General features: G+C 70.5%; 24 protein-coding genes. 8 read left to right on the top strand and 16 right to left on the bottom strand.

Annotated features, from left to right (window positions below; genetic code table 11):
• Positions 1-115 precede the first annotated feature (115 nt).
• From ACIGXX_RS03105 to ACIGXX_RS03090, 4 genes are all read right to left on the bottom strand, one after another.
• Positions 116-1,624: a hypothetical protein gene (locus ACIGXX_RS03105; RefSeq protein WP_399972161.1), complete on the bottom strand. Its 1,509-nt coding sequence runs from the start codon at positions 1,622-1,624 to the stop codon at positions 116-118.
• A gap of 244 nt (positions 1,625-1,868) precedes the next feature.
• Complete coding sequence (locus ACIGXX_RS03100; RefSeq protein ID WP_383817061.1) at positions 1,869-3,056, bottom strand: serine hydrolase domain-containing protein; 1,188 nt, start codon at positions 3,054-3,056, stop codon at positions 1,869-1,871.
• Between the two features lie 156 nt (positions 3,057-3,212).
• Positions 3,213-4,484 carry an alginate lyase family protein gene (locus ACIGXX_RS03095; RefSeq protein WP_399972156.1) on the bottom strand — a complete coding sequence of 424 codons (1,272 nt, stop codon included), beginning with the start codon at positions 4,482-4,484 and terminating at the stop codon, positions 3,213-3,215.
• Positions 4,485-4,685: 201 nt separating this feature from the next.
• Positions 4,686-5,618, bottom strand: coding sequence for an NAD(P)-dependent oxidoreductase (locus ACIGXX_RS03090; RefSeq protein ID WP_399972153.1), 933 nt, complete (start codon positions 5,616-5,618; stop codon positions 4,686-4,688).
• A gap of 278 nt (positions 5,619-5,896) precedes the next feature.
• On the opposite strand from ACIGXX_RS03090, the gene ACIGXX_RS03085 reads away from it, so the two are divergent.
• Positions 5,897-6,454 carry a DinB family protein gene (locus ACIGXX_RS03085; protein ID WP_399972150.1) on the top strand — a complete coding sequence of 186 codons (558 nt, stop codon included), beginning with the start codon at positions 5,897-5,899 and terminating at the stop codon, positions 6,452-6,454.
• 72 nt (positions 6,455-6,526) lie between these two features.
• On the opposite strand, the gene ACIGXX_RS03080 is transcribed toward ACIGXX_RS03085, so the two are convergent.
• Complete coding sequence (locus ACIGXX_RS03080) at positions 6,527-7,108, bottom strand: helix-turn-helix domain-containing protein (RefSeq protein ID WP_366464223.1); 582 nt, start codon at positions 7,106-7,108, stop codon at positions 6,527-6,529.
• A gap of 237 nt (positions 7,109-7,345) precedes the next feature.
• Here ACIGXX_RS03080 and ACIGXX_RS03075 point away from each other — a divergent pair, with 237 nt between their 5' ends.
• Positions 7,346-8,527: an agmatine/peptidylarginine deiminase gene (locus ACIGXX_RS03075; RefSeq protein WP_399972146.1), complete on the top strand. Its 1,182-nt coding sequence runs from the start codon at positions 7,346-7,348 to the stop codon at positions 8,525-8,527.
• A gap of 147 nt (positions 8,528-8,674) precedes the next feature.
• Here the strand turns inward: ACIGXX_RS03075 and ACIGXX_RS03070 are convergent, their stop codons facing one another.
• From ACIGXX_RS03070 to ACIGXX_RS03045, 6 genes are all read right to left on the bottom strand, one after another.
• Positions 8,675-9,856, bottom strand: coding sequence for a S1 family peptidase (locus ACIGXX_RS03070; protein WP_399972143.1), 1,182 nt, complete (start codon positions 9,854-9,856; stop codon positions 8,675-8,677).
• 145 nt (positions 9,857-10,001) lie between these two features.
• Complete coding sequence (locus ACIGXX_RS03065; protein ID WP_399972140.1) at positions 10,002-11,438, bottom strand: chondroitinase-B domain-containing protein; 1,437 nt, start codon at positions 11,436-11,438, stop codon at positions 10,002-10,004.
• A 66-nt stretch (positions 11,439-11,504) separates the two neighbouring features.
• Positions 11,505-12,809 carry an alpha-L-fucosidase gene (locus ACIGXX_RS03060; RefSeq protein ID WP_366464219.1) on the bottom strand — a complete coding sequence of 435 codons (1,305 nt, stop codon included), beginning with the start codon at positions 12,807-12,809 and terminating at the stop codon, positions 11,505-11,507.
• A gap of 53 nt (positions 12,810-12,862) precedes the next feature.
• Positions 12,863-13,729, bottom strand: a complete 867-nt coding sequence (locus ACIGXX_RS03055) for a carbohydrate ABC transporter permease (RefSeq protein ID WP_351156543.1) — start codon at positions 13,727-13,729, stop codon at positions 12,863-12,865.
• Positions 13,726-14,697 (bottom strand): sugar ABC transporter permease, encoded by a 972-nt coding sequence (locus ACIGXX_RS03050; RefSeq protein ID WP_351156545.1) that lies wholly within the window; start codon positions 14,695-14,697, stop codon positions 13,726-13,728. Before ACIGXX_RS03050 ends, ACIGXX_RS03055 begins: the two co-directional genes overlap by 4 nt.
• Positions 14,694-16,022 (bottom strand): sugar ABC transporter substrate-binding protein, encoded by a 1,329-nt coding sequence (locus ACIGXX_RS03045; protein ID WP_361463858.1) that lies wholly within the window; start codon positions 16,020-16,022, stop codon positions 14,694-14,696. The genes ACIGXX_RS03050 and ACIGXX_RS03045 overlap by 4 nt, the downstream gene beginning before the upstream one ends.
• A 408-nt stretch (positions 16,023-16,430) precedes the next feature.
• Between ACIGXX_RS03045 and ACIGXX_RS03040 the strand changes: the two genes are divergently transcribed.
• Positions 16,431-17,441: a hydroxyacid dehydrogenase gene (locus tag ACIGXX_RS03040; protein WP_399972133.1), complete on the top strand. Its 1,011-nt coding sequence runs from the start codon at positions 16,431-16,433 to the stop codon at positions 17,439-17,441.
• Here the strand turns inward: ACIGXX_RS03040 and ACIGXX_RS03035 are convergent.
• A complete protein-coding gene (locus ACIGXX_RS03035; RefSeq protein WP_399972130.1) occupies positions 17,382-18,446 on the bottom strand; it encodes a helix-turn-helix transcriptional regulator in 1,065 nt (354 codons plus the stop codon). The genes ACIGXX_RS03040 and ACIGXX_RS03035 overlap by 60 nt on opposite strands.
• A 250-nt stretch (positions 18,447-18,696) precedes the next feature.
• On the opposite strand from ACIGXX_RS03035, the gene ACIGXX_RS03030 reads away from it, so the two are divergent.
• Both ACIGXX_RS03030 and ACIGXX_RS03025 read left to right on the top strand, forming a co-directional pair.
• Positions 18,697-19,158, top strand: a complete 462-nt coding sequence (locus tag ACIGXX_RS03030) for a VOC family protein (protein WP_366464233.1) — start codon at positions 18,697-18,699, stop codon at positions 19,156-19,158.
• A 133-nt stretch (positions 19,159-19,291) separates the two neighbouring features.
• A complete protein-coding gene (locus tag ACIGXX_RS03025) occupies positions 19,292-19,474 on the top strand; it encodes a CsbD family protein (RefSeq protein ID WP_361463864.1) in 183 nt (60 codons plus the stop codon).
• Positions 19,475-19,528: 54 nt separating this feature from the next.
• On the opposite strand, the gene ACIGXX_RS03020 is transcribed toward ACIGXX_RS03025, so the two are convergent.
• The 3 genes from ACIGXX_RS03020 to ACIGXX_RS03010 form a co-directional block, all read right to left on the bottom strand.
• A complete protein-coding gene (locus tag ACIGXX_RS03020) occupies positions 19,529-20,311 on the bottom strand; it encodes a uracil-DNA glycosylase (RefSeq protein ID WP_366464217.1) in 783 nt (260 codons plus the stop codon).
• Positions 20,308-20,856 (bottom strand): isochorismatase family cysteine hydrolase, encoded by a 549-nt coding sequence (locus ACIGXX_RS03015; RefSeq protein ID WP_361463867.1) that lies wholly within the window; start codon positions 20,854-20,856, stop codon positions 20,308-20,310. Before ACIGXX_RS03015 ends, ACIGXX_RS03020 begins: the two co-directional genes overlap by 4 nt.
• Positions 20,857-20,990: 134 nt before the next feature.
• On the bottom strand, positions 20,991-21,521 hold the full coding sequence (locus ACIGXX_RS03010) for a YceI family protein (protein WP_399972125.1): 531 nt from the start codon (positions 21,519-21,521) through the stop codon (positions 20,991-20,993).
• Positions 21,522-21,643: 122 nt separating this feature from the next.
• Between ACIGXX_RS03010 and ACIGXX_RS03005 the strand changes: the two genes are divergently transcribed.
• The 3 genes from ACIGXX_RS03005 to ACIGXX_RS02995 all read left to right on the top strand — a co-directional run bounded on the left by ACIGXX_RS03005 (position 21,644) and on the right by ACIGXX_RS02995 (position 24,483).
• Complete coding sequence (locus ACIGXX_RS03005; protein WP_366464215.1) at positions 21,644-21,874, top strand: putative leader peptide; 231 nt, start codon at positions 21,644-21,646, stop codon at positions 21,872-21,874.
• A 225-nt stretch (positions 21,875-22,099) separates the two neighbouring features.
• The gene (gene sfnG / locus ACIGXX_RS03000; protein WP_399972121.1) at positions 22,100-23,209 is read left to right on the top strand and encodes a dimethylsulfone monooxygenase SfnG; all 1,110 of its coding nucleotides are present in this window, start codon (positions 22,100-22,102) and stop codon (positions 23,207-23,209) included.
• A gap of 56 nt (positions 23,210-23,265) precedes the next feature.
• Positions 23,266-24,483: an acyl-CoA dehydrogenase family protein gene (locus ACIGXX_RS02995; protein ID WP_399972118.1), complete on the top strand. Its 1,218-nt coding sequence runs from the start codon at positions 23,266-23,268 to the stop codon at positions 24,481-24,483.
• A gap of 54 nt (positions 24,484-24,537) precedes the next feature.
• Here ACIGXX_RS02995 and ACIGXX_RS02990 read toward each other — a convergent pair whose 3' ends face one another.
• Complete coding sequence (locus ACIGXX_RS02990) at positions 24,538-26,079, bottom strand: SulP family inorganic anion transporter (protein WP_399972115.1); 1,542 nt, start codon at positions 26,077-26,079, stop codon at positions 24,538-24,540.
• Between the last annotated feature and the right edge of the window lie 166 nt (positions 26,080-26,245).

The raw sequence follows: 26,245 nt of genomic DNA, 5'->3' as shown, positions 1-26,245 counted from the left end.
CGTTCCGCCCTTCCCGGGGTACCCGACATCGCGAAGCGCAAACCGTTCATATGTGCCAAAAGGGTGCGCATGTTCCCCGTGGGAATCGGACGCCCGGCGGCGGGGCCCGGCAGGGTCACCCCTGACTGCCCGCCGCCTTCGTCGCGGGGCCCACATGGATGCGCAGGTCGCCGAACCGGTGGGACGGCCAGTCGCGCGCGTAGCCGGGCGGCCCGTCCTTCGCCGTGGCGAGGGCGGCCGTCGGCGTCCGCCCCGCGGTCCGCAGAAGGTCCGCCGTGGTGGTGCTGGCGTTGTGCCCCTGCGTCTGGGCCGAGGAGCACCCGGCGTAGAAGGCGATCGGCAGCGCCTCCTGCCCGGTCACCACGCACGGCGGCCGTACGCCGAGACGGTGGAGCTCGGCCGCCGTGCGCGCCCAGTCCTGGCGGGCGCCGGTGGAGCGGCCCACCGCGTCCTCGAGCACCGCGTACTGCACGGCCACATGCCCGGCGAGACCGAGCGCGACCAGCGTCAGCGCCACCGGCCGCCACGACGGGCGCGGGGCGGTGACCAGGTGGACGAGGGCGTCGGCGACCGGGAGGGCGAGCAGTGCGTAGAACGGCAGCAGGAAGCGGGGCGCGGCGTAACCGATCATGAACAGGTACGGGGCGCTCGCCGTCGCGGCGCAGACCAGCGGCAGCAGCGTGCTCGCTGTGCGGCGGGCCCTGACCGCGACGACCAGCGCGAGGGCGGCGAGCAGCGGCAGGGCGAACCACCACGCGATCAGCTCCGGCGCCGGAACCGAGCCGGTGCACGGGCGGCACAGGGTCTGCCCGCGCAGGCTGCGCAACTGGTCGAGGACGGCGATGTTCCAGCCGAGGCCGCCCTGGATCCGGGAGGCATCGGCAAGGCGCGCGCCCAGACCGCCGAAATTGGCGTACGCCTCGACGACCCACGCGACCGCGCCCGTCCCCAGACCCACGACCAGCGCCGCCAGCAGCCGCGGGCGACGCCACCGGCGGGAGCACACCACCAGAACGAGCAGCGGAAGGATCACCCAGACGGCGTCGGTGGGCCGCATCCACGCCATCAGCGCCGCGCTCGCGCCCACGCCCCACAGCGCGGCCCGGTCGCGGCGGTCCACCTGGGCGCGCAGGAAGCATCCGACCCCCGCGAGTGCGCCGATGGCGACCCAGTAGTTGGGCATGACCTCCGGGCCGTAGAACACGGTCACCCAGAGCGTCGCGAACAGCGCGCCGGCGAGGGCCACCACCCGTACGGGGAACAGCCCGCGCCAGACGCGCAGCGCCAGGAACAGGCCGAGTCCGGACAGCAGGGCGAGATAGATCCGCAGGAGTGAGGTGGACGACGACCACGAGGCGATCGGCGCGACCAGCAGGGAGATCCCACGGGAGCGGGGTGCGCTGAAGAACGCCGCGGGAGCGTGGCCGCTGACCTGGCTGACGTACACCGCCTCGTCCCAGCCGAGACCCATTCCGGGCCGGACGAGCACCAGTTGTGCCAGCGTGAAAGCCACCGCCACAGCGGCCGTCCAGCCGTGACCTCCGATGCGCCGCGGAGTGCGCACGGCCCGCGTCGGGCCGCGGTAGTCCATGGCGACGAGCGGAACGTTCAAGGTCTTGGCCATCGCACGCCGTTCCCCCTACACGCTGTAGGGCTCCTCTGCTGACCTACAGGGCGCAGGACAGAAAGCCGGTACAAACGTGCACAAATTAACCCGCGCGCTCCGCAAGCGCAGCGCGAAGATCGGCGTCACGGTCGAGTTGCACGGCGTCCGGGTCGACGGAGTGACCGCCGACCCGGACCGGTGCACCCGCGCTCACATCTGTTGTGGCTGATGAGCCGTCAAAGGCAGCGCGGGAGAACCTGGGTCAGCGGCACAGGGCCTCGACCACCACCTTGTCGACACGCTCCCTGCGTGCCTCGTCGTTCAGCTGCTCGGTCACCGCGACATTGGCGGCGCGGCCGTCGTCGGTGGCTCCGCCCCGGGTCTCGTATCCCGGGAAGCTGCCGCCGTGGCCCCAGTAGAGGCCGTCACCGCACGGAAGCGGCTTGCTCACGATCCCCAGGCCGTAGCGGGCCCCGGCTCCGAAGGTCTCCGCGGCGGGGCGGGTGGAGCCGCGCATCTGGGCGAGCTGGGTCCGCGACAGGAGGTCGCCGGACAGGAGCGCGGAGAAGAACCGGTTGAGGTCGGAGTTGGTGGAGACCAACTGGCCCGCGGCCCACCCCCAGGAGGGGTCGATCTCCGTGATGTCCTGCAGCGGCGCGTCGGCCGAGTCCCGGTAGTAGCCGTGGGGGTGCGGTCCTCGGATGGTCGCGTCGCCGGGGGCGGGGAAGTAGGTGTGGCGCAGTCCGATGCGCTTGATGATGCGCCGGTCCATTTCCTCGGCGAGGGAGTGGCGCGTGACCTCCTCGACGATCAGACCGGCCAGCACGTAGTTCGTGTTGCTGTACTGCCACTTCTCCCCGGGGTCGAACCCGGCCTCGTGCCGGAGTGCGATGTCGAGGAGCTCACGGGGTGCGAAGTAGCGGACTTCTTCCCCGAGGTAGTTGCTGTAGTTGGGCAGTCCGCTGGTCTGCTGAAGGAGATGGCGGACGGTGATGCGGCTTCCGTCGATGCCCTTCCCGCGGACGAGGCCCGGCAGATAGGTGTCGACCGAGTCGTCGAGGCCGATCTTGCCTTCGCCGACCAGTTGCAGCACGACCACCGCGGTGAACGTCTTGGTGTTGCTGCCGATCCGCACCCGGCCGTCCCTGGGCACCTTCGAACCGGTGGCGAGATCACCGACTCCCGCGGTGTAGGAACGGGTACGGCCCTCGCCGTCCCGGACACCGGCCAGCGCGGCCGGCACGCCGTCGGAGTGCACCAGTGAGTTCAGGCCCTGCTGGACGGTGTCCGGCTTGGCGGTGTCCCGCTTCGCGGTGGCGTACGCCGCGGTGGGCGACAGGGCACCCACCGCCATGACGCCGACGACCACCGCCGCCGCGGCCTGCACGGCTCTGCGCCGACCGCCCTGCTGCCTGGGAGAACTGAACCTCTGCCATACCTGCTCACGCACGAGCCGACTCCTACGGATTGATCGGAAAACCAGCGGTATTCGCCGGACCCAGCATTTCCGTAGGTGATCGTCTGGGGCGATCCTGCTGACCGCCCAGGTAGAGGTAGGGCTAACCCCCGTAACCCCTGCCGACGGGATGCCCGGGGGGGGCAGGGCTCAGCCCGCGATCGAGTCCAGCTGCTCGGCCGCGGGGCGCAGCGCCCACAGGTCGCCGCCGGGCGGCGTCTGGAGCTTGGGGACCGCCTTGCGCGCGGCCTCGTCCCCGGCGTCGGCCGCCGCGTGGACGACGTCGCTCGCCGCGAACCGGTGGAACTCCAGCTCGGGGTGCGGCCACTTCGCCGCCCCCGTGGCGGCGGGCAGCAGGTAGCCGACGGCCTTGAACAGGCTCTGCCCGTCGGGGCCCTGGTGCGCCCAGAGGTCCACGCCCACGTTCCTGCCGATGGCGGCGAGCCGGGTGTAGGCGACCAGGTCGAACGTCGAGTAGTGCCAGCTCCGCGTCCGGGCAAGCTCCTGCGGCTGACTGCCGTCGCCCGCGATCTGAGGGTCGATGCGGCGGGCACGGGCGTCGAGTACGGTGCGCCGGGCGAGGGCCGTGTCGCCCGTGGCGTGGGCGAGGGCGGCGACCTGTAGGTCGTAGAACGTGCCGTGGTTGTTCTGCGCGGCGCGCTCCTGCTTGCCGAAGCCGCTGTCGACGAGCCAGCCGAGGAAGTCCTTGTTCCACCTCGCCATGGCGGAGCGGTCGCTCTTCGACCACCCGGGTGCGCCCGTGCCGAGGATCGCGATGGCGTCCACGACGCTCGTGTACGACTGCGAGAAGTCGATGATGCCGATGGCCCGGCCGTCGTACTTGCAGGGGATGAACTGCGCGTGGTCCAGGTTCGGGTTCATCCGGGTGGCCGGATCGAGGAACCAGGTGCGCAGCACGGAGGCGGCCTTCTCGGCGTACCGCTTCTTGCCCGTGTAGTACCAGGCGAGCGTGAGGTCGTACGTCGAGTCGAAGACCTTCTCCACGTCCTGCCGGTCGGTCCCGGTGTCGACCTCGGGGTTGCGCTGCCCGTCGCGCTGTTCGTAGGGGCAGCCCCATGGGTTGTCGGCGGTGGGGGCCTGGGTGGGCCACCAGTAGGGGGCCTGGCTCAGATAGTCGTGCACGTCGCCGCCGGGCGCGGGCTTCGGCTTGTCGACGACCGTCCAGGGCCCCTTGTCGATCCAGGCGTCGGCACGGGCCGTCAAGTCCCGTATGGAACGCTTCAGTTGGGGGTCGCCGCGATCCAGGCGGAGCTTGGTCAGCTGAAGCCGCTTGCCGTCGAGCACGGCGGTTCGCGGGGCGGCTTCGCGTGCGGCGGCGTTCGTGGCCGGCATCAGGACGGAGGCGAGGGCTGCCGCCGCGGTGAGCAAGGCGCCGAACCGCACCCGGGATCTTGCGCGCATCACACACACTCCAGTCGCGGACGAATCATGGATGAGTCATGAGCGAGTCACGGATGTGAACAACGTTCGCCATACGGACCGGGTGAGCGTAGAACCCATGGGGTCACCCAGGCAACGGGTGCGACAAGAAGGGGCGCGGCTTCCGGGTCTTCCTCCTCCGCGGCTTCACCGAGTCGGGACTTCAGGACGCTTCAGGACGCTTCAGGACGTGGGCGGGTCGTCGAAGCTGGCGAAGTAGGCAGCGGCCATGTCCTCGTCACCGTGTCCGGCCTCGGCGGCGCGCGCCAGGCGGTCCGCGCTCGCGGCGGCGACGTCCAGGCGGACGCCGTGCCGCCGCCCTGCTTCGACGATGAGGCGGGCATCCTTGACCGCCGTGTTCACGGCGAACTGCGCAGGGGACAACTGGTCGTTCAGGACGAGTCCGGCCTTGGCGCGCAGGTACGGCATGTCGAGGCCGCCGCCCGCGATGGTGTCGAAGAAGCTCTGCGGGTCCACGCCGAGGGCCTGCGCCAGGGCGAGGACCTCGCCGGCCGCGTTGGTGGTGGCGATGACCCAGCTGTTGGCCACGAGCTTGAGCCGGGTGGCGCTGCCGGCCGCCCCGTCCTCGCCGGTCCACACGGTGCGGGCGCCGACCGCGTCCAGAACGGGGGTCACGGCGGGGCGGTGCTCGCCGGGCCCGGCGGCGAGCACGACCAACTGCCCGGCCTCGGCGGGCTCCCGGGTGCCCAGCACCGGGGCGTCGAAGAAGACCAGCCGGTGCTCACGGGCGAACTCGGCCAGGCCGCCGATCGCCTCGATCCCGGCGGTGGTCGACTGCACCCAGGCCGCGCCCGGCCGCAGCGCCTCGGCGGCCTGCCGCATGACGTCGAGGGCGGCCGGGCCGTCGTACAGCATGGTCAGCACGGCATCGGCGCCCGTGACGGCCTCGGCGGGGGTGCCGCAGACCCGAACGCCGTCGGCGGCGAGGGGTTCGGCCTTGTCGCGGGAGCGGTTCCAGGCGCGGACGGTGTGTCCGGACCGGGCGATGTTGCGGGCCATCGCGGCACCCATGATTCCCGTGCCCAGGACAGCGACGGTGAGGTCGGCAGCGGGCGGGCACTGCTCGGGTCGGCTGCTCGCGTTCTGCGTCGTCATGGGAGGCGCCTTTCGCATAGGGATCACAAGAGATGCAGAAGATACGGGAGATGCGGCAGATGCCCGGCAGGGGCTCGCGAGCATCCTCACGGAGGGCCGGCGATGCCGCCGTCCGGCGGCAGCATCCGACGTTACGCCGCCCTCACCCGGTGGGCGACGGGCGACAGTTGACCCTCCCTGCGATCGACCCCCTCCTCTCCATCTAGGACGGCATCTGGCCTATATGACCCATAGCGTGGTCCTCGACCGGTGGGACAGGAACACGGAAGGCGGAGGCCATGACTACAGACGAACGCACCCCCCAAAGCCCCTCACAGGACATCGCCGTCACCGGTGAGCGCGCCGAATGGCTGGACACGCTGGCCAAGCACCGGCACTTCCTGCGCTTCACCACCCGCGACCTCACCGACGAGCAGGCAGCCCTGCGCACCACCGCCAGCGAGCTGTGCCTCGGCGGCCTGATCAAGCACGTCGCCGAGGTCGAGCAGAGCTGGGTGGACTTCATCCTCAACGGCCCTTCGGCGATGGGCGACTTCACCGCCATGACCGAGGCCGACTGGGCCAACAGGAGCGACGAGTTCCGACTGCTGCCGGGCGAGACGCTGGCGGGCGTACTGGCCTTCTACGAGGAAGTGGCCCGTCGGGCCGACGAACTGGTCGCCACCTTGCCCGACTTGAACGTCACGTGGCCGCTTCCGAAGTCCCCGTGGTCCGAGCCCGGTGCGCGATGGTCGGCCCGCCAGGTGCTGATGCACATCGTCACCGAGACCGCACAGCACTCCGGCCACGCGGACATCATCCGTGAGTCCATGGACGGCGCCCAGAGCATGGCCTGAGCCGTGCCCGCGGAGGCCGCCCACCTGACTTACTTTTCAGTTTATGGATGAGGGCCTCCGCGGCCGTCGGCGCTACTTCTCCCGCAGCAGCGCCAGCTCGGCGTCGACGGCGCCGCGCATCAGGTCACGCGCGTGGTCGATCTGCAGCCCGCCGCTGAGCCAGCGCATGCTGAGCCCTTCCAGCAGGGCGGTCAGCCGCTCGCCCGCCGCAGCGAGGGCGGGCGCCGGGGTCGTCGGCGTGACCTGCCCGAGGAGGGCCGCCACCTCCTGCACCCACACCAGGGTCGCCCTGGCGAGATCCTCCCGCAGCACCTCGTCGAAGACGGCGCTCGCCCGCAGCTCACCCCAGGCGGAGCTGTTCTCCCTGACCACCGGGGTGTCCTGAAGCTCCAGGAGGAGGGTCTCCTCCAGTTCCGCACGCGGAGCGAGCGGTGCGGCGTCCGGTGCGCGCCCGGTGGTGTAGCGCTCGGCGCGGTCGTTGATGAACTCGAGCGTGTGGCGCAGGATCCCGGTGCGGTCCTTGAAGTGGTAGTAGATCAACCCGGTCGATACGCCCGCCTCGGCGGCGAGCTCTTCGACACGCAGGCCGCGGACACCGCGACGGGCGATGAGCCGTGCGGCCGCTTCGAGGATCTGAGTAGTGCGAGACGCCATGGATCCGAACCCTATCGGGCCGTTCGCGGCCCGGTGATCTCGGGCGACCGGACGGAGCGCCGTACCGCCGGGTGCCGTATCCGCACCAGAAACACTCCCCTCTTTGACTGAATTTTCAGTCCGTGTCAGAGTCGAGGTGTCGAGCGGCTTCGGCAGGACCGCGGTGCGGCGCGCTCGTCGCGCGCCCCGCCCTGCCGATGGATAGCTTGATCCCCATCACGATGATCGGAGTTCACCGTGTCCCCCCTCCTCCCCCGCCGCTCCTCGCGTCCCTCCCGCCGCTCGGCCCTCCGCGCCCTCGCCGGCATCGGCACCGCGGTCCTCGGAGCATCCGCGTCGGCGTGCGGGACCGGTGACGAGCCCGCGGGCGCCGCGATCGCCGACGGTGACGAGGACACGGCGGCCAAGGATCTGCGTATGGGTGCCGAGTGGGAGAGCCACGCGCGCACCTTCATGTCGTGGCCGGCCCTGGAGTCGGTGTGGGAGGGGGACCTCCGGTACGTGCGCGAGGACATCGCCCGCGTCGCCCGCGCCATCGCGGAGTACGAGTACGTCGTGATGATGGCGAGGCCCGACCAGCAGGCCGCCGCGCAGAAGGCCTGCGGACGCGACGTCGAGGTCGTCCCGCTGGCCGTCGACGACCTGTGGGCCCGCGAGACCGTGCCGGTGTTCGTCGAGCAGGACGGCGAGGTCGTCGGCGTCGACCTGAACTTCAACGGGTGGGGCGACAAGCAGGAGCACACGCACGACGGCCGGGTGGGCCGCACCCTCCTGGCGGAGTACGACATCCCCCGCAGGAAGGCCCCTTTCGTCTCCGAGGGCGGCTCCGTCGAGACCGACGGCGAGGGGACGCTCCTCATCACCGAGAGCTCGATCGTCAACGACAACCGCAACCGCGGGAAGAGCCGGGCCCGGATCGAGGCCGAGCTCAAGCGGACCCTGGGCGTGGAGAAGGTGATCTGGCTGGCCGGCGTGCGCGGCGAGGACATCACCGACGCGCACGTGGACAGTCTGGTGCGCTTCACCGCGCCGGGTGTGGTGCTCCTGGACCAGGCCTTCCCCGGGACGCCCGCCGACTCCTGGTCGCGCGCGGCCGACCAGGCCAGGGCCGTGCTCAGCGAGGCGACGGACGCCAGGGGCCGGTCCTTCGAGATCATCGATCTGCCGCAGCCCGACCTGGAAAGGATCACCGGCGAGGGCGACGACTTCGTGTCGACGTACGCCAATTTCTACGTCGCCAACGACTCCGTGTTCATGCCCAGGTTCGGCGACCGCAAGGCCGACGACCGCGCCAGGAGCATCCTGCGCGAACGCTTCCCCAAGCGCGACATCGTGCCGGTCCGGATCGACACCATCGCCTCCGGTGGCGGCGGCATCCACTGCTCCACGCACGACCAGCCCGGCAAGCCGGTCGACTGAGCCCGGCCGCCCCGTCGGCCGTGCCGCTCCGGGGGCCGTCTTCTCGATCGGTGGAGCGGTGAGCGGTGCCCCCTGGGGTTGGCCGGTCGGCCGCCGCCGGCCGGTCAACCCCAGGGGACTCTGGGGGTGCTTCTGCTACGCGACCGTTCAGTTGCCGCCGGCGCCGATCTCGGCGCCGACCGCTGCCAGTGCGGTGGTCACGGGCTGGAAGAACGTCTCGCCTCCCGCGGTGCAGTCACCGCTGCCGCCCGAGGTGAGGCCGATCGCGCTCCCGTCGGCGGTGAACAGCGAGCCTCCGCTGTCCCCCGGTTCGGCACAGACGTCGGTCTGGATGAGGCCGGTGACGGTGCCCTCCGGGTAGTTGACCGTGGCGTTGAGGCCGGTGACCGTGCCGTCCTGGAGGCCGGTGGTGCTGCCCATGCGGGACACCTCGAGGCCGACGGCCGCCTCGGCGACCTGCGCGATCTCCACGGTCTGGCCGTCGCCCGTGTTGACCGCGCTGGGCGCCTCGGTGGCCGGGTCGTCGTAGGTGACCAGCGCGAAGTCGCCCTCCCCCGGGAACGTCGCGGCCTGGACCGTGCCGATGGCCGCGCCGTCCTGGGCGTCCGACCAGCTCTCGGCGGCCACCCCGCAGTGCCCGGCGGTGAGGAAGCCGGGGCTGCCGTCCTCGGTCGTCACGTTGAAGCCGAGCGAGCAGCGTGCGCCGCCGCCGAAGATGGCGTCTCCGCCCGCGGCGAAGGGCTTGAACTCTCCCGTGGACTTCTGGATGCGGGCCATGCCCGCGCCGAGCGACTCGACGGTCGCCTCAAGCTTGTCCCAGCGTTCACCGGTGACCGTGCGGTCCGCCGTGACCACGATCTGGTTGGTCTTGGGGTCCGTGGCCCACGCGGTACCGGCCATGGTCGCCCGCTCGGCCAACGTCTTTGTCGCGGTGCCCAGTTCACCGGTGCTGTTGTCGACGCTGCGCGCCACCGCTCCAGCTCTCCTCACCTCGACGTTCACGTCGTTGTCGTTGCCCACGACGTTGACGACGAGCTGCTGCTTGTCCTCGTCGTAGTACGCACCGCCGTAGGCATCACCGAGCTGTGAGGCCAGCCCTTCGGCCACCTGCGTCGCCGATGCCGCGCTGAGCTTCTCGGCAGGGGACTGCGAGGCGTTCTCCGTCCCGGACTGCGAAGCGTTGGCCTGCTGCAGCAGGACGCCCGTGGCGACCATGCCCATCACCGCGGCCCCGGCCAGAACGGCCTTTCGCTTGGGTATTCGCTTGTGCCTCAACTCGTCGCCTCCTGTGCGGATGCCGTATCGACCACCGACCGAAGCCGGGGACATGTTCGGCTCTAGATACGCGTGGGGCGACAGTTGTGTTCATCCATGCGACTGTGGAGGCCTGCTGACGGATGGTCAGCACGTTGCGCCCTCGTGTTCCACGAGCCCGGCGGGCGCGGCCGTCTGTGATCCGACCGCGCCCGCCCCGTCAGGACGCGTTCGGGCCCACGTCCGCTGCCGTGAGGGGACGGCGGAGCGGTGCCGTCGTGGCGTACTCGTCGGCGCCGATGTCCCGTGCGGTGCCGCGCGGGTGGCCGTCGATGTCGTCGGCCACGGCCGGGCTGTCCAGCGTCGCCTTGCCGATCGCGGGGCTGCCCGCCGACAGCCGGGACACCCCGTCGGACTCCTTCCGCAGGAGCGGGTCGACCCGCGTGTAGCCGCCCGCGGGGATGTTGCCGTTGGCCGCCGCGCCCCACAGGATGTTGCTTCGCCAGGTGAAGCCGGTGGTCTTGCCCATGGCGACCAGGCTGCCGGAGTCGCCCACCAGCAGGTTGTCGGCGATGACCACCTTCTGGGGTTCGTAGTCCCGGGTCTCGCCCGAGAGCGTGTCGGCGTTGCCGACCAGGGTGTTGTGCACGATCACCGCGCGGTCGCACGCGTCGTTGCCCCGCCGCTCGTCGGCCGTCTCGCCGGAGTGGTGGTCGCGGGTGCTGCCGCTGCCGACCACCAGTGCCCGCCCGGACAGGCCCGCCATGAAGTTGTTGACCACCAGATGGTCGTTTCCGTACAGGCGCACGCCTTCCTTGCCGCCGAGCAGGTAGTTGCTCTCGACCCGGGTGCGGTTGCCGTGGCGCAGGACGATGCCGCCGAGGCTGTCGCGGATCGTGTTGTACCGCACGGTGTTGTCGGAGGACTTCACCGAAATGGCCTCGGGGTCTCCGTCGCAGCGCTCGAAGAGGTTGTACTCCACGACGGCGCGGGCGCCGGACAGTGCCCGGGGGCTGACGCCGAGGCGGATCGGCTCCCCTCCGTTGGCTCCGGAGAAGCTGTGGTCGGAGAAGTAGTTCCGGAGGATGTGCACGCGCTGGGCCATGGCGGTGCTGCCCGCGCCCTCGACGCAGAGGAAGACGCCGAGGGTGGTCTTGCCGTGGAAGTGGTTGCGGTCGACCTTGCTGTCGTCGGCGCGCACCATCACCCAGTGCAGGCCCTCGATGTCGGCGAGTTGGAAGTCGTTGCGGGTCAGCCGGATGCGCGAGCAGCTGGCCGGTATCTCCAGGGTGGTGCTCTGGCGGAACGCGAAGCCGGTGACCGTGATGTTGCTGGAGTCGCTGAAGACGAAGCCGCGCTCGCCGCGGAGCACCGCGCCGCCACGGGACGCGGAGGTGATGGTGATGGGGGCGTCCTGCGTGCCGTTCTTCCCCGAGACGTTGATGGAGCCGCCGGACGGGACGGTGTAGGTGCCGTCGGCCAGGACGATCCGGGCACCGGGCGCCGCGCTGTTGATCGCCTTCTGCAGGTCGTTCAGGGAACCGACCGTTGCGGACGCGCCGGTCTCGGCTGCGTCCGCGGTGCGCAGGGTGGCGAGCGGCACGGCGGCCAGGGCTGCTCCTAAGGCCGTGCCGGTGAGGAAGGTGCGGCGTTGCATGGTGCCTCCATGGGGGTGTTGGCGGGTGTGGCAGGTCTGACGGTGAGGGCGGATGCGGCCGCGGTTTCAGCCGACGGCGGGGGTGTCCAGGCGCGTGTCCTGGTAGGTGTCCAGGAACAGCTCGATGACGGGCACGGGGGTGTCCGGCCGCTGGACGGGGAGTTGGAGGGTGAGGGTCCCCGCGGGCTGCCCGCCCATCTCGGTGTTGAGCGCGGGCTCGCCGGGGGCGATCTCGATCCGGGTGATCTCGGACGCGTCGTTGAGCAGTTGGGCGTAGCGCACCCGGCCCGCGAGGCCCGGCAGGTGCAGGTGGCGCAGCGGCCAGGAGAACAGGTGGACGTAGAGCCGGTCGCCGCGCTGCGTGTAGCGGCAGTCGGCGGGGGCGGTGTACGGGGAGGGGCCGCAGCCGCGGACCGACCGCTCGTGCAGGTCCGTCCACCGGCCGAGATCGCCGAGTACGGCGACGGCACGCGGGTCGAGGTCGCCGCGGCCGGTGGGGCCGACGTTGAGCAGCAGGTTGCCGCCCTTGGACACGCCGTCGACGAGCATGCGGATCAGCAGGTCGGCGCTCTTGTGGTCGAGGTTGTCGCGGTCGTAGCCCCAGCTGCCGTTGAGCGTCTGGCACGCCTCCCAGACAACGGGCCGCCCGTCCTTGGTCATCGGTCCTGCGGGCTGGTACTGCTCGGGGGTGACGAAGTCGCCGGGCAGGCCCGTCCTGTCGTTGACGAGGACGTGCGGCTGGAGCTCCCGGATCAGCTCGAGGAGCTTCGGCGCGTCCCAGTCGTCGGCGCCCTTGCCGCCCCACCAGTGGCGGCCCGCGTACGAGAAGTCGAAGAAGAGGTAGTCGACCTGTCCGAAGTCCGTCAGCAACTCGCGTACCTGGCCGTGCAGATAGCGCCGGTAGTCGCGGATGTCGCGGTCGGCGGTGGCGGCCTTGAACTCCTCGTCGTCGCGCTGCGGGTGGGTGCCGTCCACGGGGAAGGACGGGTGGTGCCAGTCGATCAGCGAGTAGTAGAAGCCGACCTTGAGCCCCTCGGCGCGGCACGCCTCGACGAACGGCGCGACGAGGTCGCGGCCGTACGGGGTGTTGGTGACCTTGTAGTCGGTGAGGGCGCTGTCCCACAGGCAGAAGCCGTCGTGGTGCTTGGTGGTGAGCACGACGTACCGCATGCCGGCCGCCTTGGCCGTCCTCGCCCACTGGCCCGGGTCGTAGCGGTCGGGGTCGAAGTGGTCGAAGTAGACCTGGTACTGCTCGTCGGACTGCTTCTCCCGGTTCTTGACCCATTCGTGCCGGGCGGCCAGGGAGTACAGCCCCCAGTGGACGAACATGCCGAACCGGGCGGTGGTGAACCAGGTGGTTTCCGGGGTCACGGAGGTGTCGCTCCTTGTCGTCGGTACGGGGTGGTGCGGCACGGCAGGCGCGGTCAGCCCTTCAGGGCGCCGGAGGAAAGGCCGTGCACGAAGGAGCGTTGGAAGAAGAGGAAGACGATCACGGAGGGGAGCAGGGCGAGGAGCGCGGACGCGAGGACCACTCCGGGGGTGACGTGGGGGTCGATGCGCAGGGTGCGCAGCGCCAACGGCAGGGTGTAGGAGGAGGAGTCGGTGGCGACGAGGAGGGGCAGCAGGTACTGGTCCCAGATCATCGTGAAGCCGAAGACTCCGATGACCCCGAGCGCGGGCTTGCACATCGGCAGGATGATCTGGGCGAAGATGCGCAGGTCACCGGCGCCGTCGATGCGGGCGGCCTCTTCGAGTTCCTTGGGCACGTCCTTCATGAACTCGGTCATCACCAGGATGGAGAATCCCCAGGCGCCCAGCGGGACGATCATTCCCGCGAGGGTGCCGATGAGGTTGAAGTGGACGACCGGCAGATCGGCGAGGATCAGGGAGAGCGGGAGCGCCAGGATCTCCTCGGGGAGCATCAGCGTGGCCAGGATCGCCACGAGGGCCAGCGTCATTCCGGGGAAGACCTTCCGGGCCAGCGCGTAGCCGGCCAGGACGGAGACGGCCACCTGGAGCAGCAGGCCGAAGCCGACCACGAAGAACGAATTGAGGAGGTACCCGAGCACGCCCTGGTCGAAGGCGATCCTGAAGTTGTCCAGGGTGGCGCCCGTGGGGATGACGCTCAGCTGCGTGGGGTCCTTGACCCTGCTGAAGGCGCCGACCAGCAGGGCGAGGAGCGGCCCCGCGAAGAGGATCAGGACCACGAGGTACGTGGTGGCCCGCAGGATCCGCCCGCCCGTGCTCCTGCTCTCGGTCAGGCCCAGGGCGGTCTCGGTGGGCGCGTTCATTTGCTCTCCCTGCGGCGCACGAGGTGGACGACGACCGTCAGGATCAGCGTCGTGATGAACAGCAGGACGGCTCCCGCCGCTCCGACGCCGAGCCGGTTCTGTTCGAGGCCGAGCTTGTAGATGAGGGTCATGACGACCTCGGTGGAGCCGTCGGGGCCGCCGTTGGTCAGCAGGAAGACCTCGGTGAACACGCGCAGGCCGCGGATGGCGGCGAGGATGAACAGGATCGAGAACACCGAGCGCAGTCCGGGCACCGTCACGTGCCACACGCGCTGGAGCCTGGAGGCGCCGTCGACCTTGGCGGCCTCGTACAGACCGCGGTCCACGCTCGCGAGCCCGGCGAGGAAGATCATCATGTCGTAGGGGGCGCCCCGCCAGATGCCGGTGAGCATGATGGACACGAGCGAGGAGTCGGGGTCGTTGATGAACCCCGAAGGGCCGAACCCCACCAGGCCGAGCACCGAGTTGAGCATGCCCTCGTCGGTCGGGTGGTACATGATCCGCCACAGTTCGGCGACGACGGCGATCGGCACCACGACCGGCAGGAACGCCGCGGAGCGCACGATCCCCAGGCGGCGGCCTTGCCCTTCCATCATCAGCGCGAGCGCGAGACCCAGGAGCATCGAGCCCGCCGTCTGTCCGGCGGCGAGGACGACGGTGTGCCAGGCGGCCTCGCGGAAGCCGTCGGAGCCGAGCACGGTGGCGTAGTTCTCGGTGCCGACCCACCGGTTTCCGAGGTAGGGCTGAACCTCCTGGAAGGACATGGTCAGCGCGTTGGCCATGGGGATGAACTTGAAGTACAGGAAGAGCAGCAGCGCCGGGGCGAGGAACAGCCAGGGCGTCCACCACCGGCCCGCCCGGCGGTTGCGTCCGCGTCGGTCCGCGGCGGCCCCGCCGTCCGGACCTCCCGCCGCGCCGGTGCTCCCCCGTGCGCGGAGCGGGGCGCGTTTGACCTGGTCGAGGCTCATGGCGCGGAGATTCCCTGTTCCTCGAGGAGGCCGGCGAGCTGCTTGTCGAGGTCGCGCAGCTCCTTGTCGGTGTTCAGGTCGCAGTCGGCCATCAGGGCGTTGATGGTCTCGGCAGTGGTCTGGCGCACCGCGGTCCAGTTCGGGATGGAGGGGGCGTACCTCCCCGAGGAGCGGTAGATGTCGTCGTAGGTCTGCCAGCGGGGGTCCGGGCGGACCTTGGAGATGTCGACCGTCTTGTTGACGGGCAGTTGGACGGTGAAGCCGGTGTCTCCCCGCATCCCGGTTCGCTGGCCGTCGGCGGAGACGGCGAAGTCGGCGAAGGCATCCTGGCCGGCCCGGTTCGCGGAGCCCGCCATCAGATAGAGGGAGCCGCCCTCGGCGAGCACGGTCGCGTCCTTCGGGCCCTTGGGCATCGGCACGACCTCGTACTTGTCCTTGCCGAGCACCTCGTCGAAACGGGGCAGCAGATAGGGGCCGACGGCGAACATGCCGGTGCGGCCCGCCTCGAACGTCTCGTTCGTGGGCGGGGTGTCCATGGTGACCGCGCCGGGCTGGATGGCCTTGTCCTTGCAGCCGAGGTCGCGGAACCACCGCACGGCCTCGACCGACTGCTTCGTGGTCATGGCCGGCTTGTACTTGCCGTCCCCGGCCCCGGTGATGAAGTCTCCGCCCGCGGCCCAGAGGAAGTTGGAGAAGTACCAGGAGGCGTAGCCGCGCTTGGTGGAGAGCGGGGCGGCGAGTCCGAAGGTGTTCTTCTTGCCGTCGCCGTCCGGGTCCTCGGTGGTGAAGGCCTGCGCCATCTTCGCGAAGTCGTCCCAGTTCTCGGGGACTTCGAGCTTCAGCTTCTTGCGCCAGTCCTTGCGGATGAGCAGCCCCGTGGCCTGCGCCGAGTACGGCAGGCTGAACTGCTTGCCGTCCAGGCTCTTCCCGGAGTCCAGACCCTGGGCGGTCACCTGCCCGCTGTTCTTGATCTTGTCCAGGTCGATCTCACGGAGCAGGCCCTGTCCGTGCAGGGCGCCGAGCTGCGTCACGTCGTTCATGACGATGTCGGGGAGGTCCTTCTGCGCGGCCCGCTGCTGGAGCTTGGTCTCGAAGTCGTCGAAGATGGCCGTCACTTCGACCTTGAGGCCGGTGGACTTCTCGAAGGCGGCGGCCAGGGCGAGCGTGCCCTTCTCCCCCGGCCCGCCCGGTGTCGTCCGGGTCCACAGCTCGAGCTTCGCCTTGGAGTCCTGCTCGACGTCCGCTCCCGCGGGACCTGATGTACAGCTGGTGAGGATCAGTGCCGATGCGAGGAACCCCGCACCGATCCACCGTGATCTCTGCATCACAACTCCCGTGTCACTGCTTCACAGCCGCCCCTAGTAAGCGCTTGCCGGGGACGCTAACGGGGCAGCAAATCCCGGGTCAATACTCCGATGAATACAAAATTTCCCCGGCACCCCACGAGACGCCGACCGCAGGCCTCCGCCGTACACCACTCCCCGGGCAGTCGCCTCCACACTGGGACGGAGACACCGAACTCCCGTCCACCGACGCAGGGTTAACGCAGCACGAGCAGTACGCACCGACATCTGAAGCGGATCAGTCATCCGATGTATCGTCGCCCTGAGAGGCGAATATCCGAGATTTCGAACAAGCCGCGCCAACCTTCGACACCCAGACGCACTTTTCCCCACACGCCCGATCGGCCACCGGCCGCGGGCCACACACATCAGCCGAGGAGCGTCATCGACATGGACGAGACGGCACGCAGACCGACAGCACTTCTGGTCATGGAGGAGGAACGCAGGCCGGACGTCTATCCGCCTGAAGTGCTCGCCGCCATCGACCGGCTCGTGGACCGGCCCAGCCCACCGCTCACCCGCCGGGAGCTCGAGGACCGCCCCGGCCTCCTGCGCCGCACCGAGGTCCTGCTCACCGGCTGGGGCGCTCCCGTCCTCGACGCCGCCTTCCTGGCACGGGCCCCCGAACTGCGGGCCGTCCTCGTGGCGGCGGGCTCCGTACGGCACTTGACGACGCCCGCCTTCTGGGCGCGCGGCATTCCGATCGTCTCCGCGGCCGCCGCCAACGCCGTCCCGGTGGCGGAGTTCACCCTCGCCCAGGTCCTGCTCGGGCTGAAGCAGGTCCACCGCATCGGCCGCGACGTGGCCGCGAGCCGCCGGTTCCCGCACGACCCCAAGGTCCCCGGTGCCTACCGCTCACGCGTGGGCCTGATGGGGCTCGGTCACATCGGCCGTCTCGTCGCGGCGCACCTCGGCCGCTTCGACGTCGAGATCCTCGCCACGGACCCCCTCGCCCGCCCGGACACCGCACGGGACTTGGGCGTACGACTGGTCGACATCGAGGAGCTCTTCGCCACCTGCCACGTCGTCAGCCTCCATGCGCCGCTCCTGCCCGAGACCCGCGGCGCCGTCGGAGCGCGCCTGGTGAACTCCCTGCTGCCGGGCGCGACGCTGATCAACACGGCTCGGGGCGCGCTCATCGACGAAGGGGCGCTGGCGGAGGTCCTGCGCGCACGGCCCGATCTCACCGCCGTCCTGGACGTGACGCACCCGGAGCCGCCGGTCCCGGACTCGCCGCTCTTCACCCTCCCCAACGCCGTCCTGACACCACATCTCGGCGGCGCCCTGGGGCCCGAACGCCACCGCCTCGGACACCTCGTGCTCGACGAACTCGGACGCTTCCTACGAGACCGGCCCCTGCGGCACGCCATCGATCCCGCCCGTGCCGCGTCCCTGGCCTGACGGCCGGGGGGCCGCCGCTCCTGCCGACAGGAGCCTGTCCGCCAGTTCGCGGCAGCGCTCCCCGAGCTCAGGAGGGTCGAGCACCTCGAACGCGTGCCCCAGCAGGAGCACATGCATCAGCACGGCGTCGAGGCGCTCGCCGCCGCTGATCACCTCGCAGCGCCCGCTCCCCCGACTTCGTACGACGGCCGCGGACGCCGGAATCTGCGCGCGCACCGTGTCGACCGGCGCGTGCACGAGGAAGCGCGCCCGGTGCGCGTAGACCCGACTGGCCACGCCCTCCTGTACGTACGTCGCCGCGTCGGGCGCATCGCGCGGGCGAAACCGCCAGGTCCGCGCCGACGCATCAGTCATCCGGTCGACGCGGAAGGTGCGCCAGTCGTCGCGATCGAGGTCGTAGGCGAGGAGATACCAGCGCCGGTCGGACGCGACCAGGCGGTAGGGCTCGACCCGCCGCCGTCGCACCTCGCCCCCGGGAGGTGCCTCCCGGGCGGCGTCCGAGGAAGGGTAGCCGAAGGTGGCCTCCACCTCGTCGCGGCAGGCCCTGGCCAGCGTCATGAGCACCTCGGGATCGACCGGCGTGCGTCCGCCGCCGAAGGACTCCACCGCGCCGGAGAGCGCACGCACCTCGTGTCGCAGCCGCGCGGGCAGCACCTGGTCGAGCTTGGACAGCGCCTGGAGTGCGGCATCGCCCGCACCCGCGACCGCGCCTCCCGCGCCGGCGAGCAGCGAGACCGCGGTGGCGATCGCCTCCTGGTCGTCGAGGAGCAGCGGCGGCAGTTCCTGCCCCGGCCCGAGCCGGTAGCCGCCGCCGACGCCCTGGCCCGCATGCACCGGATAGCCGAGTGCGCGCAGCCGCTCGACGTCCCGGCGCACCGTGCGCGAGGTGACCCCGAGCCGCTCGGCGAGCTCGGGGCCGGTCCAGACCCGGCGCTGCTGCAGCAGCCCGAGCAGGGTGAGCACCCGCTCCGTCGTGCCCCGCTCGTCACCGCGTATCCCGTCCATGCCGCCACCCTGCCAGAGATGGCGGACCGATCCTGTCCGCCTTGGGTGTCACGGTGGATCCATGGACGCAGACGGACTCGTCTCCGGTGCCGGACGCGCGCGACGCGACGCGCTTCGGCGCGGCGGCGCCCTCGTACGGGAGCTGGGAGCATGCCGACAGCGCGACCGCCGCGCGCTGGTCCGCCGCCTGTCCGAGGTCCGTCCGCGCCCCCTGTCTGCACGCGTATCCCGCCACGAACGGAGCAAGCCGATGAGCCGCCACATCCAGATCACCTTCGACGCCCACGACCCGCGAGCGCTCTCGTCCTTCTGGCGCGAGGTCCTGGGCTACGTCCATCCCGGGCCGCCCGGCGTCGACCTGCCCGAGGGCGCCGACGCGCTGGCGGCATGGGACGACTTCCTCGCGCGGATCGGCGTACCGGAGGATCAGCGCAACGCGAAATCGGCCATCGAGGACCCGGCCGGGAACGGCCCGCGCGTGTTCTTCCAGCAGGTGCCGGAGGACAAGGTCGCCAAGAACCGCGTCCACCTCGACGTCCGCGCGGCTCCCGGTCTGGAGGGCGAGGAGAGGATGGCCGCCCTTGAGGCCGAGTGCGACCGTCTCGTCGCCCTGGGAGCGAAGCGGGTACGTCGCGACGAGCCCGCTCCTCCGCTGAGCGCCGGCTACATCGTGATGACCGACCCCGAGGGCAACGAGTTCTGCCTGGACTGACCGTCCCGGACCGCCGCTCGGTGACCGTGTGTGACGGCTGGACGGGCGAGGTCACCGTGCGCCGCCTACGTTGATTGCAGAGGCCCACACCACGGGTGAGACCGGTGGGCGCTGTACCGACAAAGGAGTGGTCATGGCCGACAAGGGCGGCATGGACAAGATCAAGGGCAAGGCCAAGGAAATGGGCGGCAAGGTCACGGGTGACCGTGGCAAGGAGGCCGAGGGCAAGATGGACCAGGCGAAGGGCGAGGCCAAGAAGGCCATGGGCGACGCCCGCGACCGCGCCCAGGACTCCCTCAAGCGCCGCGACACCTGACCAACTCCGCCGAAGCCCCCGCCCACTTGTGTGCGGGGGCTTCGGTCGTTCCCGTCAGGTCAGCCGCCGCTCCACCGGCGTGTAGGGCGGGATGTCCGCCTCGCCCGCCGCTTCCCGCAGGACGTCCTTGAGCATGTCCGGGGTCAGGCGGCCCGTGAACGTGTTCCGCTGGCTGACGTGGAAGCAGCCGTACAGCGTGACCGGGCCCGGCCCGGCCTCCCCGGGCGCGAGGGCTTGCGCTTGGCCTCCCGGTTCCTGCGCGGTCTCGCGCTCCAGCGTCACCCGCGCGCCGTGCGCGAACCGCGGCCGTGGTTTGGGCACGCGCCATCCCGCCGCCGCGAACGCCGGAAGCGCCGCCTGCCATCCGAACGCCCCCAGGATCACCGCCGATCGCAGTCGCGGCCCCAGCAGCTCCATCTCCCGCACGAGCCACGGCCTGCACATGTCCCGCTCGCCAGGGGTCGGCTTGTTCTCGGGCGGGGCGCAGTGCACCGGCGACGTCACCCGCACCCCGCGCAAGGTCAGGCCGTCGTCCAGGGACACCGCCAGCGGGCTCGACGCGAGACCCAGCTCGTACATCGCCTTGTACAGGACGTCGCCGGAGCGGTCGCCCGTGAACATCCGGCCCGTCCGGTTCCCTCCGTGCGCCGCGGGCGCGAGGCCGATGACGAGCATCGAGGCATCCGCGGGACCGAACCCGGGCACCGGCCGGGCCCAGTACGTCCAGTCCTGGTAGGCGGCCCGTTTGACCCGCCCCACCTCCTCCCGCCACGCGACCAGCCGCGGGCAGGCGGAACACCCCGAGATCCGCGCGTCCAGCTCGGTCAGCGGGTTCATGCGGGACCGAACAGCGCGTCGTCCGTGGAACGGACCATGCGTGCCTGCATGTTCCGTTCCATCATCTGGAGCGCGGCGGCGGCGAGGTCGCCGTGGATGCTCGCGCAGGCGTCCTCGGCCACGACGACCCGCAGATGCCTGATGTGGGCGTCGAGAGCCGAGTAGAGGATGCACTGCTCGGTCACCTGACCGCAGAGCAGCACGGAATCGATGCCGCGCTGGCGCAGCAGGTACTCCAGAGGCGTGTCGTAGAAGATCGAGTGCCGGGCCTTCACCACGAAGAGCGATTCGCCGTCGGGGCGGATCGGAGCGACCAGATCGGCGTGCGGGCCGCTCAGGACGATGTCCAGCAGCTCTTCGTGGTGCGAGCGCCACTGCCCGAAATTGTCGTTGGCGTAGATCACCACGATGTCGTCGGCCCGCGCCCGCTCGATCATCCTGCGGACGTTCGGCAGCACTTCCCTGACCGACCGTCGGAGGATCTCCGCATCCGGGTGGTCGTACAGGTTGATCATGTCGACGACGACGAGAGCCTTCACAGCCATGCCCCGAGTCCATCACGCGCCTCACGCGTATTCACGGAGGCCCCGCCCGAGAGTGCGATCGCGCCCGCCCGCGGGCTGCCTGGACGGCGTTCGCCACGCGTCCCGCCGGAGCTGGCAGGACCACACTTTTCCCGTCAGCGGGCGACCGCTTCGACGGCGAGGTCGATCTTCAGGTGGCGGCCGGTCATGCCCTTCGCCGTGGTCACGCCGAACGCGTACCGGTCGACGGTGGCCGTGCCCTCGACGGTGAGCCGCGGGCCGTCCTGCGTGATCGTCCCGACCATGACATCGAGTGGCCGCGTGACGCCTCGGACCGTCAACTCCCCTTGCAGGGCCGCCGGACCCGTCGCGGCCCGGGTCACCCGCCCGCCGCGGAACTCGATCTCCGGATACTCGGCCGCGTCGAGATAGTCGGCGGATACGACGTGCCGGTCACGGCGTCCCAGACCCGAGTCGAAGGTGCCCGCCCGGACGGTCACGTCCACCGCGGAGTTCTCGACGGCATCGGCCACGGTGATCCGCCCCCACCCGATGCCGAAGGTGCCCCGCACGGGGAACAGACCGAACACCGCGCGCGTACGGAACCGCACCGTCGAAGCCGCCGCGTCGATCTCGTACGTACCGCTCTCCGGAACCCTCAGGTCCCTCCGCATCGGCAGGACCATGGCCCCGCACCTCCCTCTCGCGCCCTCCGCGGCGGTTCGGCCACCACCGCGGTCACCTGACTCATCGTGCCTGCGCGGCGAGACGGCGGGCAGATTCGGATGTCGCCGGTCCCCCGGTACAAATGTCACCGTCCACGGCGCCGGGTGGAAGGGATGCCCTATCAGCCCCTCGCCAATGCCGAATCGACCGCGAGCGGTGCGGCTCGCTAACGTGTGGACGGACCGGCCTCTCCACACCGTTCGGTGTGCGGTATCCGGCCCTGTCCAGCGAGGAGTTGATCGATATGCGCAGGCTCACGCAGCGCCGCCACATCGACCTCGGACGTCTCGCCGGCGCCTTCTGTCGCCGCTGACTTCTGGCCTCCGGCCTCCGCTCGGCCCTTCCTTTCCCCTTTCCTTTCCCCTTCATTGATCCACTGCGGACGCGATCCGCGGGTGGTCTGCCGCGCCTGCCATGCCTGCCGCGCCTGAGCGACGCCGTGTGATCAACGCGTCCCGGTGCGCATCCCTTTCATCCCTCTTCATCCCTCGACCCGCCGTCTCGCCCTGCCCTGCCCTGCGCTCCCCAGGAGTTCTCCATGTCATCCACCCCTGCCTTCCCCGAGCCCGCACGCTTCGCCTACTGGGTGCCCAACGTCAGCGGTGGCCTCGTCACCAGCAAGATCGAGCAGCGCACCGACTGGGGCTACGACTACAACCGCGAACTGGCCGTCCTCGCCGAGAACAACGGCTTCGACTACGCCCTCAGCCAGGTGCGCTACATGGCCAGCTACGGCGCCGAGTTCCAGCACGAGTCGACCAGCTTCAGCCTCGCCCTGCTCCTCGCCACCCAGCGCCTGAAGGTGATCGCCGCCGTCCATCCGGGCCTGTGGCACCCGGGTGTGCTCGCCAAGCTGGGCGCGACCGCCGACCATCTCTCGGGCGGGCGCTTCGCCGTCAACGTGGTCAGCGGCTGGTTCAAGGACGAGTTCACCGCGCTCGGTGAGCCCTGGCTGGAGCACGACGAGCGCTACCGCCGCTCCGAGGAGTTCATCCGGGCGCTGCGCGCGGTCTGGACCGAGGACCACGCCGAACTGGCCGGGGACTTCTACCGGATCCGCGACTTCTCCCTCAAGCCCAAGCCGCTCAACACCCCCGAGCGCCCGCACCCGGAGATCTTCCAGGGCGGCAACTCCACCGCCGCCCGCGCCATGGCCGGCCGCGTCTCCGACTGGTACTTCTCCAACGGCAAGGACTTCGACGGCGTCACCGAGCAGATCCAGGACGTACATTCATCGGCCACGGCCGCCGGGCGCACCACGCCCCGCTTCGGCCTCAACGGCTTCCTCATCGCCCGCGACACCGAGGCCGAGGCCCGCGAGACGCTGCGCGAGATCGTCGCCAAGGCCGACTCCGACGCGGTGGAGGGCTTCGGCGCGGCCGTCAAGCAGGCGGGGCGCTCCGCCGCCGACGGCAAGGGCATGTGGCAGGACTCCGGCTTCGAGGACCTCGTCCAGTACAACGACGGCTTCCGTACGGGGCTGATCGGCACCCCGGAGCAGATCGCGGAACGCATCGTCGCCTACAAGCGGCTCGGCGTGGATCTCTTCCTCCTGGGCTTCCTGCACTACCTCGAAGAGGTCGAGTACTTCGGCAAGAAGGTGCTCCCGATCGTCCGTGAGCTCGAGGCCGCCGCAGCCGACCACTGACACACCCCCATCGCTCCTTCCTTCCCTCGCTCCAACTCCCGTAGAGAGGCATCAACATGAGCACCGTCGCACCCGCCGACTGGCAGACCCTCCCCGCGCCCAAGGACTCCCGGGCCTGGATCGACCGCGCCTCCGAGGTCGCGGCCGTACTGGCCACCGACGCCGTCGCCCGCGACAAGGCGGGTGAAACCCCGTACGCCGAGGTCCAGTTGCTCAAGGACGCCGGCCTCGTCACCCTCCTGGGGCCGGTCGAGCACGGCGGAGCCGGTCAGGACTGGCCGACGGCCTACCGTGTCGTGCGCGAGGTCGCCAAGGCCGACGGCTCGATCGGCCAGCTGCTCGGCTACCACTATCTGTGGAACTGGGCCGCACGCCTGGTCGGCACCCGCGAGCAGTGGGAGCACGTCGAGGCCGAGGCCGCCCGCGAGCGGTGGTTCTTCGGCGGCGCGGTCAACCCGCGCGACCACGACGTCGTGGTCACCGAGGACGGCGAGGACCTGGTCTTCACCGGTCGCAAGACCTTCTCGACCGGCAGCAAGGTCTCGGACGTCACCGTGCTCGAAGGTGTGCTGGACGGCACGGACAAGCACGTCTTCGCCATCGTTCCCTCCGACAGCGAGGGCCTGACCTTCCACGACGACTGGGACAACATCGGCCAGCGGCTCACCGAGAGCGGCGGCGTGACCCTCGACGGCGTGCGCACACCGTGGGCTTCGGCCGCCGGATACGTCGACAAGGAGTTCACGCCGCGTGTCTACAACACGCTCAACGTCCCCACGATCCAGTTGGTCTTCGTCAGCTTCTACCTCGGCATCGCCGCCGGGGCCCTGGAGACCGCCGCCGCGTACACCACGGCCAAGTCCCGCCCCTGGCTGCACGGAGGCCACGACCGGGCAGTCGACGAGCCGTACGTCATCGACATCTACGGCGATCTCACCGCCAAGCTCTGGGCCGTCGAGGCGCTGGCCGACGCCGTCGCCCTGGAGGGCCAGGCGCTGCACGACGAGCCGGACGCGGTGACCGAGCAGTCCCGCGGGGCGTTCGAGGTGCGGGTCGCGGCGGTGAAGGCGCGGGCCACCGAGGTCGCCCTGGAGATCACCAACCAGGTCTTCGAGGTGACCGGCGCCCGCGCCACGGCCTCCGCCGAAGGGCTCGACCGGTTCTGGCGCAACGTACGCACCCACACCCTGCACGACCCGGTCGCCTACAAGCGCCGCGAGGTCGGGCGGCACGTCCTGACCGGTGAACTCCCGGAACCCACCTGGTATTCGTGACCCCGCGCCGATTGGTGGACCCCGCCGTATGCGTGGCCCTCGCCGCGAGGGCGGTCAGTTACTGCCGGTCAGTTCGCCGCTGAGCTTCTCGTGGATGCGGGCGCTCGGCTTGTTCAGGCCGATGATCTCCACCGTCTTGCCGCGCTGGGCGTATTTGGCCCCGATCGCGTCCAGGGCGGCGACGGAGGAGGCGTCCCAGATGTGGGCGGCCGTCAGATCGATGACGACCTGGTCGGGGTCGCCCGCGTAGTCGAACCGTCCGACGAGGTCGTTGGCGGAGGCGAAGAACAGTGCGCCGGTGACGGAGTAGACCGCGCTGCCTCCGTCGGGGGCGGTGATGGCGGTGACCTCGGCGTGGTGGGCGACGCGTTTGGCGAAGACGACCATCGCCGTGACCGATCCCGCGACCACGCCGACGGCGAGGTTGTGCGTGGCGAGCACGCAGACCACGGTGACGACCATGACCGTGATCTCCCCGGCGGGCATCCGCTTGAGGGTCTTCGGCGCGATGGAGTGCCAGTCGAAGGTCGCGAAGCAGACCATCACCATCACGGCGACCAGTGCTGCCATGGGGATGTCGGAGACGACGGGTCCGAAGACGATGCACAGGACCAGCAGGAAGGCGCCCGCGAGGAAGGTGGACAGGCGGGTGCGGGCCCCGGACACCTTCACGTTGATCATCGTCTGGCCGATCATGGCGCAGCCGCCCATGCCGCCGAAGAAGCCGGTGACGATGTTGGCGATGCCCTGGCCGATGGACTCGCGGGTCTTGGAGGAGCGGGTGTCGGTGATGTCGTCGACCAGCTTGGCGGTCATCAGGGACTCCATGAGACCGACCAGCGCCATGGCGAGGGCGTAGGGCGCGACGGTCGTCAACGTGTCCAGGGTGAACGGCACATCGGGCAGGCCCGGCACCGGCAGCGCGGACGGCAGCTCGCCCTTGTCGCCGACGGTCGGCACGGCGATCCCGGCGGCGACCGTGATCACCGTGAGGATCACGATGGAGACGAGCGGGGCCGGGACCGTCTTGGTGACCCTCGGGAAGAACACCATGAGGGCGAGACCGGCCGCGATCAGCGGGTACACGGGCCAGGGCACGTCGTGCATCTCGGGGACCTGCGCCATGAAGACCAGGATGGCGAGGGAGTTGACGAAGCCGACCATCACGCTGCGGGGCACGAACCGCATCAGCTTGGCGACGCCGACGGCGCCGAGGACGATCTGGAAGACACCGGCCAGGATGACGGCGGCGACCAGGTACCCGAGGCCGTGCTCACGGTTGAGCGGGGCGATCACCAGGGCCACGGCGCCGGTCGCCGCGGAGATCATCGCGCGGCGTCCGCCGACGAGCGAGATCGTCACGGCCATGGTGCAGGAGGCGAACAGACCGATCGCGGGGTCGACCCCGGCGATGATCGAGAACGAGATCGCCTCGGGGATCAGCGCCAGCGCGACCACCAGACCGGCGAGCACCTCGGTGCGCCAGACCTTCGGGTCGGAGAGCCAGTCGGGGCGCAGGCCACGCAGCCGGGCGGCCGGGGACGGTGCGGACGTGGACAAGAGAGGTACCTGTCGTGCTCGGGCAGCGCCGGGCATGACCCTGGGCGTGCGTGAAGGGGCGCCGGAAGCGCTGCGCTCGGCGGCTGCGACGCGGCTGAGGTCACGGAAGGTGTCCCGCACCCTGGTGGGGGCGGCACGCGAGCCGACCCCGGCATCCGTCGATCTTACCCGCGCGCACCATCCGTCATCGCGTGAGCGTCTC

Source organism: Streptomyces sp. NPDC055243 (assembly GCF_044544025.1).
In the GTDB taxonomy this organism is placed as follows: domain Bacteria; phylum Actinomycetota; class Actinomycetes; order Streptomycetales; family Streptomycetaceae; genus Streptomyces.
This window is presented reverse-complemented; position numbering and strand designations above follow the sequence as displayed.

Coding starts and splice junctions, on each gene's coding strand:
- ACIGXX_RS03050 (WP_351156545.1), bottom strand. CDS start 14,697: ATGAGCCTCGACCAGGTCAAACGCGCCCCGCTCCGCGCACGGGGGAGC.
- ACIGXX_RS03040 (WP_399972133.1), top strand. CDS start 16,431: ATGGACGAGACGGCACGCAGACCGACAGCACTTCTGGTCATGGAGGAG.
- ACIGXX_RS03055 (WP_351156543.1), bottom strand. CDS start 13,729: ATGAACGCGCCCACCGAGACCGCCCTGGGCCTGACCGAGAGCAGGAGC.
- ACIGXX_RS02995 (WP_399972118.1), top strand. CDS start 23,266: ATGAGCACCGTCGCACCCGCCGACTGGCAGACCCTCCCCGCGCCCAAG.
- ACIGXX_RS03105 (WP_399972161.1), bottom strand. CDS start 1,624: ATGGCCAAGACCTTGAACGTTCCGCTCGTCGCCATGGACTACCGCGGC.
- ACIGXX_RS03085 (WP_399972150.1), top strand. CDS start 5,897: ATGACTACAGACGAACGCACCCCCCAAAGCCCCTCACAGGACATCGCC.
- ACIGXX_RS03015 (WP_361463867.1), bottom strand. CDS start 20,856: ATGGCTGTGAAGGCTCTCGTCGTCGTCGACATGATCAACCTGTACGAC.
- ACIGXX_RS03025 (WP_361463864.1), top strand. CDS start 19,292: ATGGCCGACAAGGGCGGCATGGACAAGATCAAGGGCAAGGCCAAGGAA.
- ACIGXX_RS03095 (WP_399972156.1), bottom strand. CDS start 4,484: ATGCGCGCAAGATCCCGGGTGCGGTTCGGCGCCTTGCTCACCGCGGCG.
- ACIGXX_RS02990 (WP_399972115.1), bottom strand. CDS start 26,079: ATGCCCGGCGCTGCCCGAGCACGACAGGTACCTCTCTTGTCCACGTCC.
- ACIGXX_RS03090 (WP_399972153.1), bottom strand. CDS start 5,618: ATGACGACGCAGAACGCGAGCAGCCGACCCGAGCAGTGCCCGCCCGCT.
- ACIGXX_RS03070 (WP_399972143.1), bottom strand. CDS start 9,856: ATGTCCCCGGCTTCGGTCGGTGGTCGATACGGCATCCGCACAGGAGGC.
- ACIGXX_RS03010 (WP_399972125.1), bottom strand. CDS start 21,521: ATGGTCCTGCCGATGCGGAGGGACCTGAGGGTTCCGGAGAGCGGTACG.
- ACIGXX_RS03005 (WP_366464215.1), top strand. CDS start 21,644: ATGTCACCGTCCACGGCGCCGGGTGGAAGGGATGCCCTATCAGCCCCT.
- ACIGXX_RS03035 (WP_399972130.1), bottom strand. CDS start 18,446: ATGGACGGGATACGCGGTGACGAGCGGGGCACGACGGAGCGGGTGCTC.
- ACIGXX_RS03065 (WP_399972140.1), bottom strand. CDS start 11,438: ATGCAACGCCGCACCTTCCTCACCGGCACGGCCTTAGGAGCAGCCCTG.
- ACIGXX_RS03020 (WP_366464217.1), bottom strand. CDS start 20,311: ATGAACCCGCTGACCGAGCTGGACGCGCGGATCTCGGGGTGTTCCGCC.
- ACIGXX_RS03045 (WP_361463858.1), bottom strand. CDS start 16,022: ATGCAGAGATCACGGTGGATCGGTGCGGGGTTCCTCGCATCGGCACTG.
- sfnG (WP_399972121.1), top strand. CDS start 22,100: ATGTCATCCACCCCTGCCTTCCCCGAGCCCGCACGCTTCGCCTACTGG.
- ACIGXX_RS03030 (WP_366464233.1), top strand. CDS start 18,697: ATGAGCCGCCACATCCAGATCACCTTCGACGCCCACGACCCGCGAGCG.
- ACIGXX_RS03080 (WP_366464223.1), bottom strand. CDS start 7,108: ATGGCGTCTCGCACTACTCAGATCCTCGAAGCGGCCGCACGGCTCATC.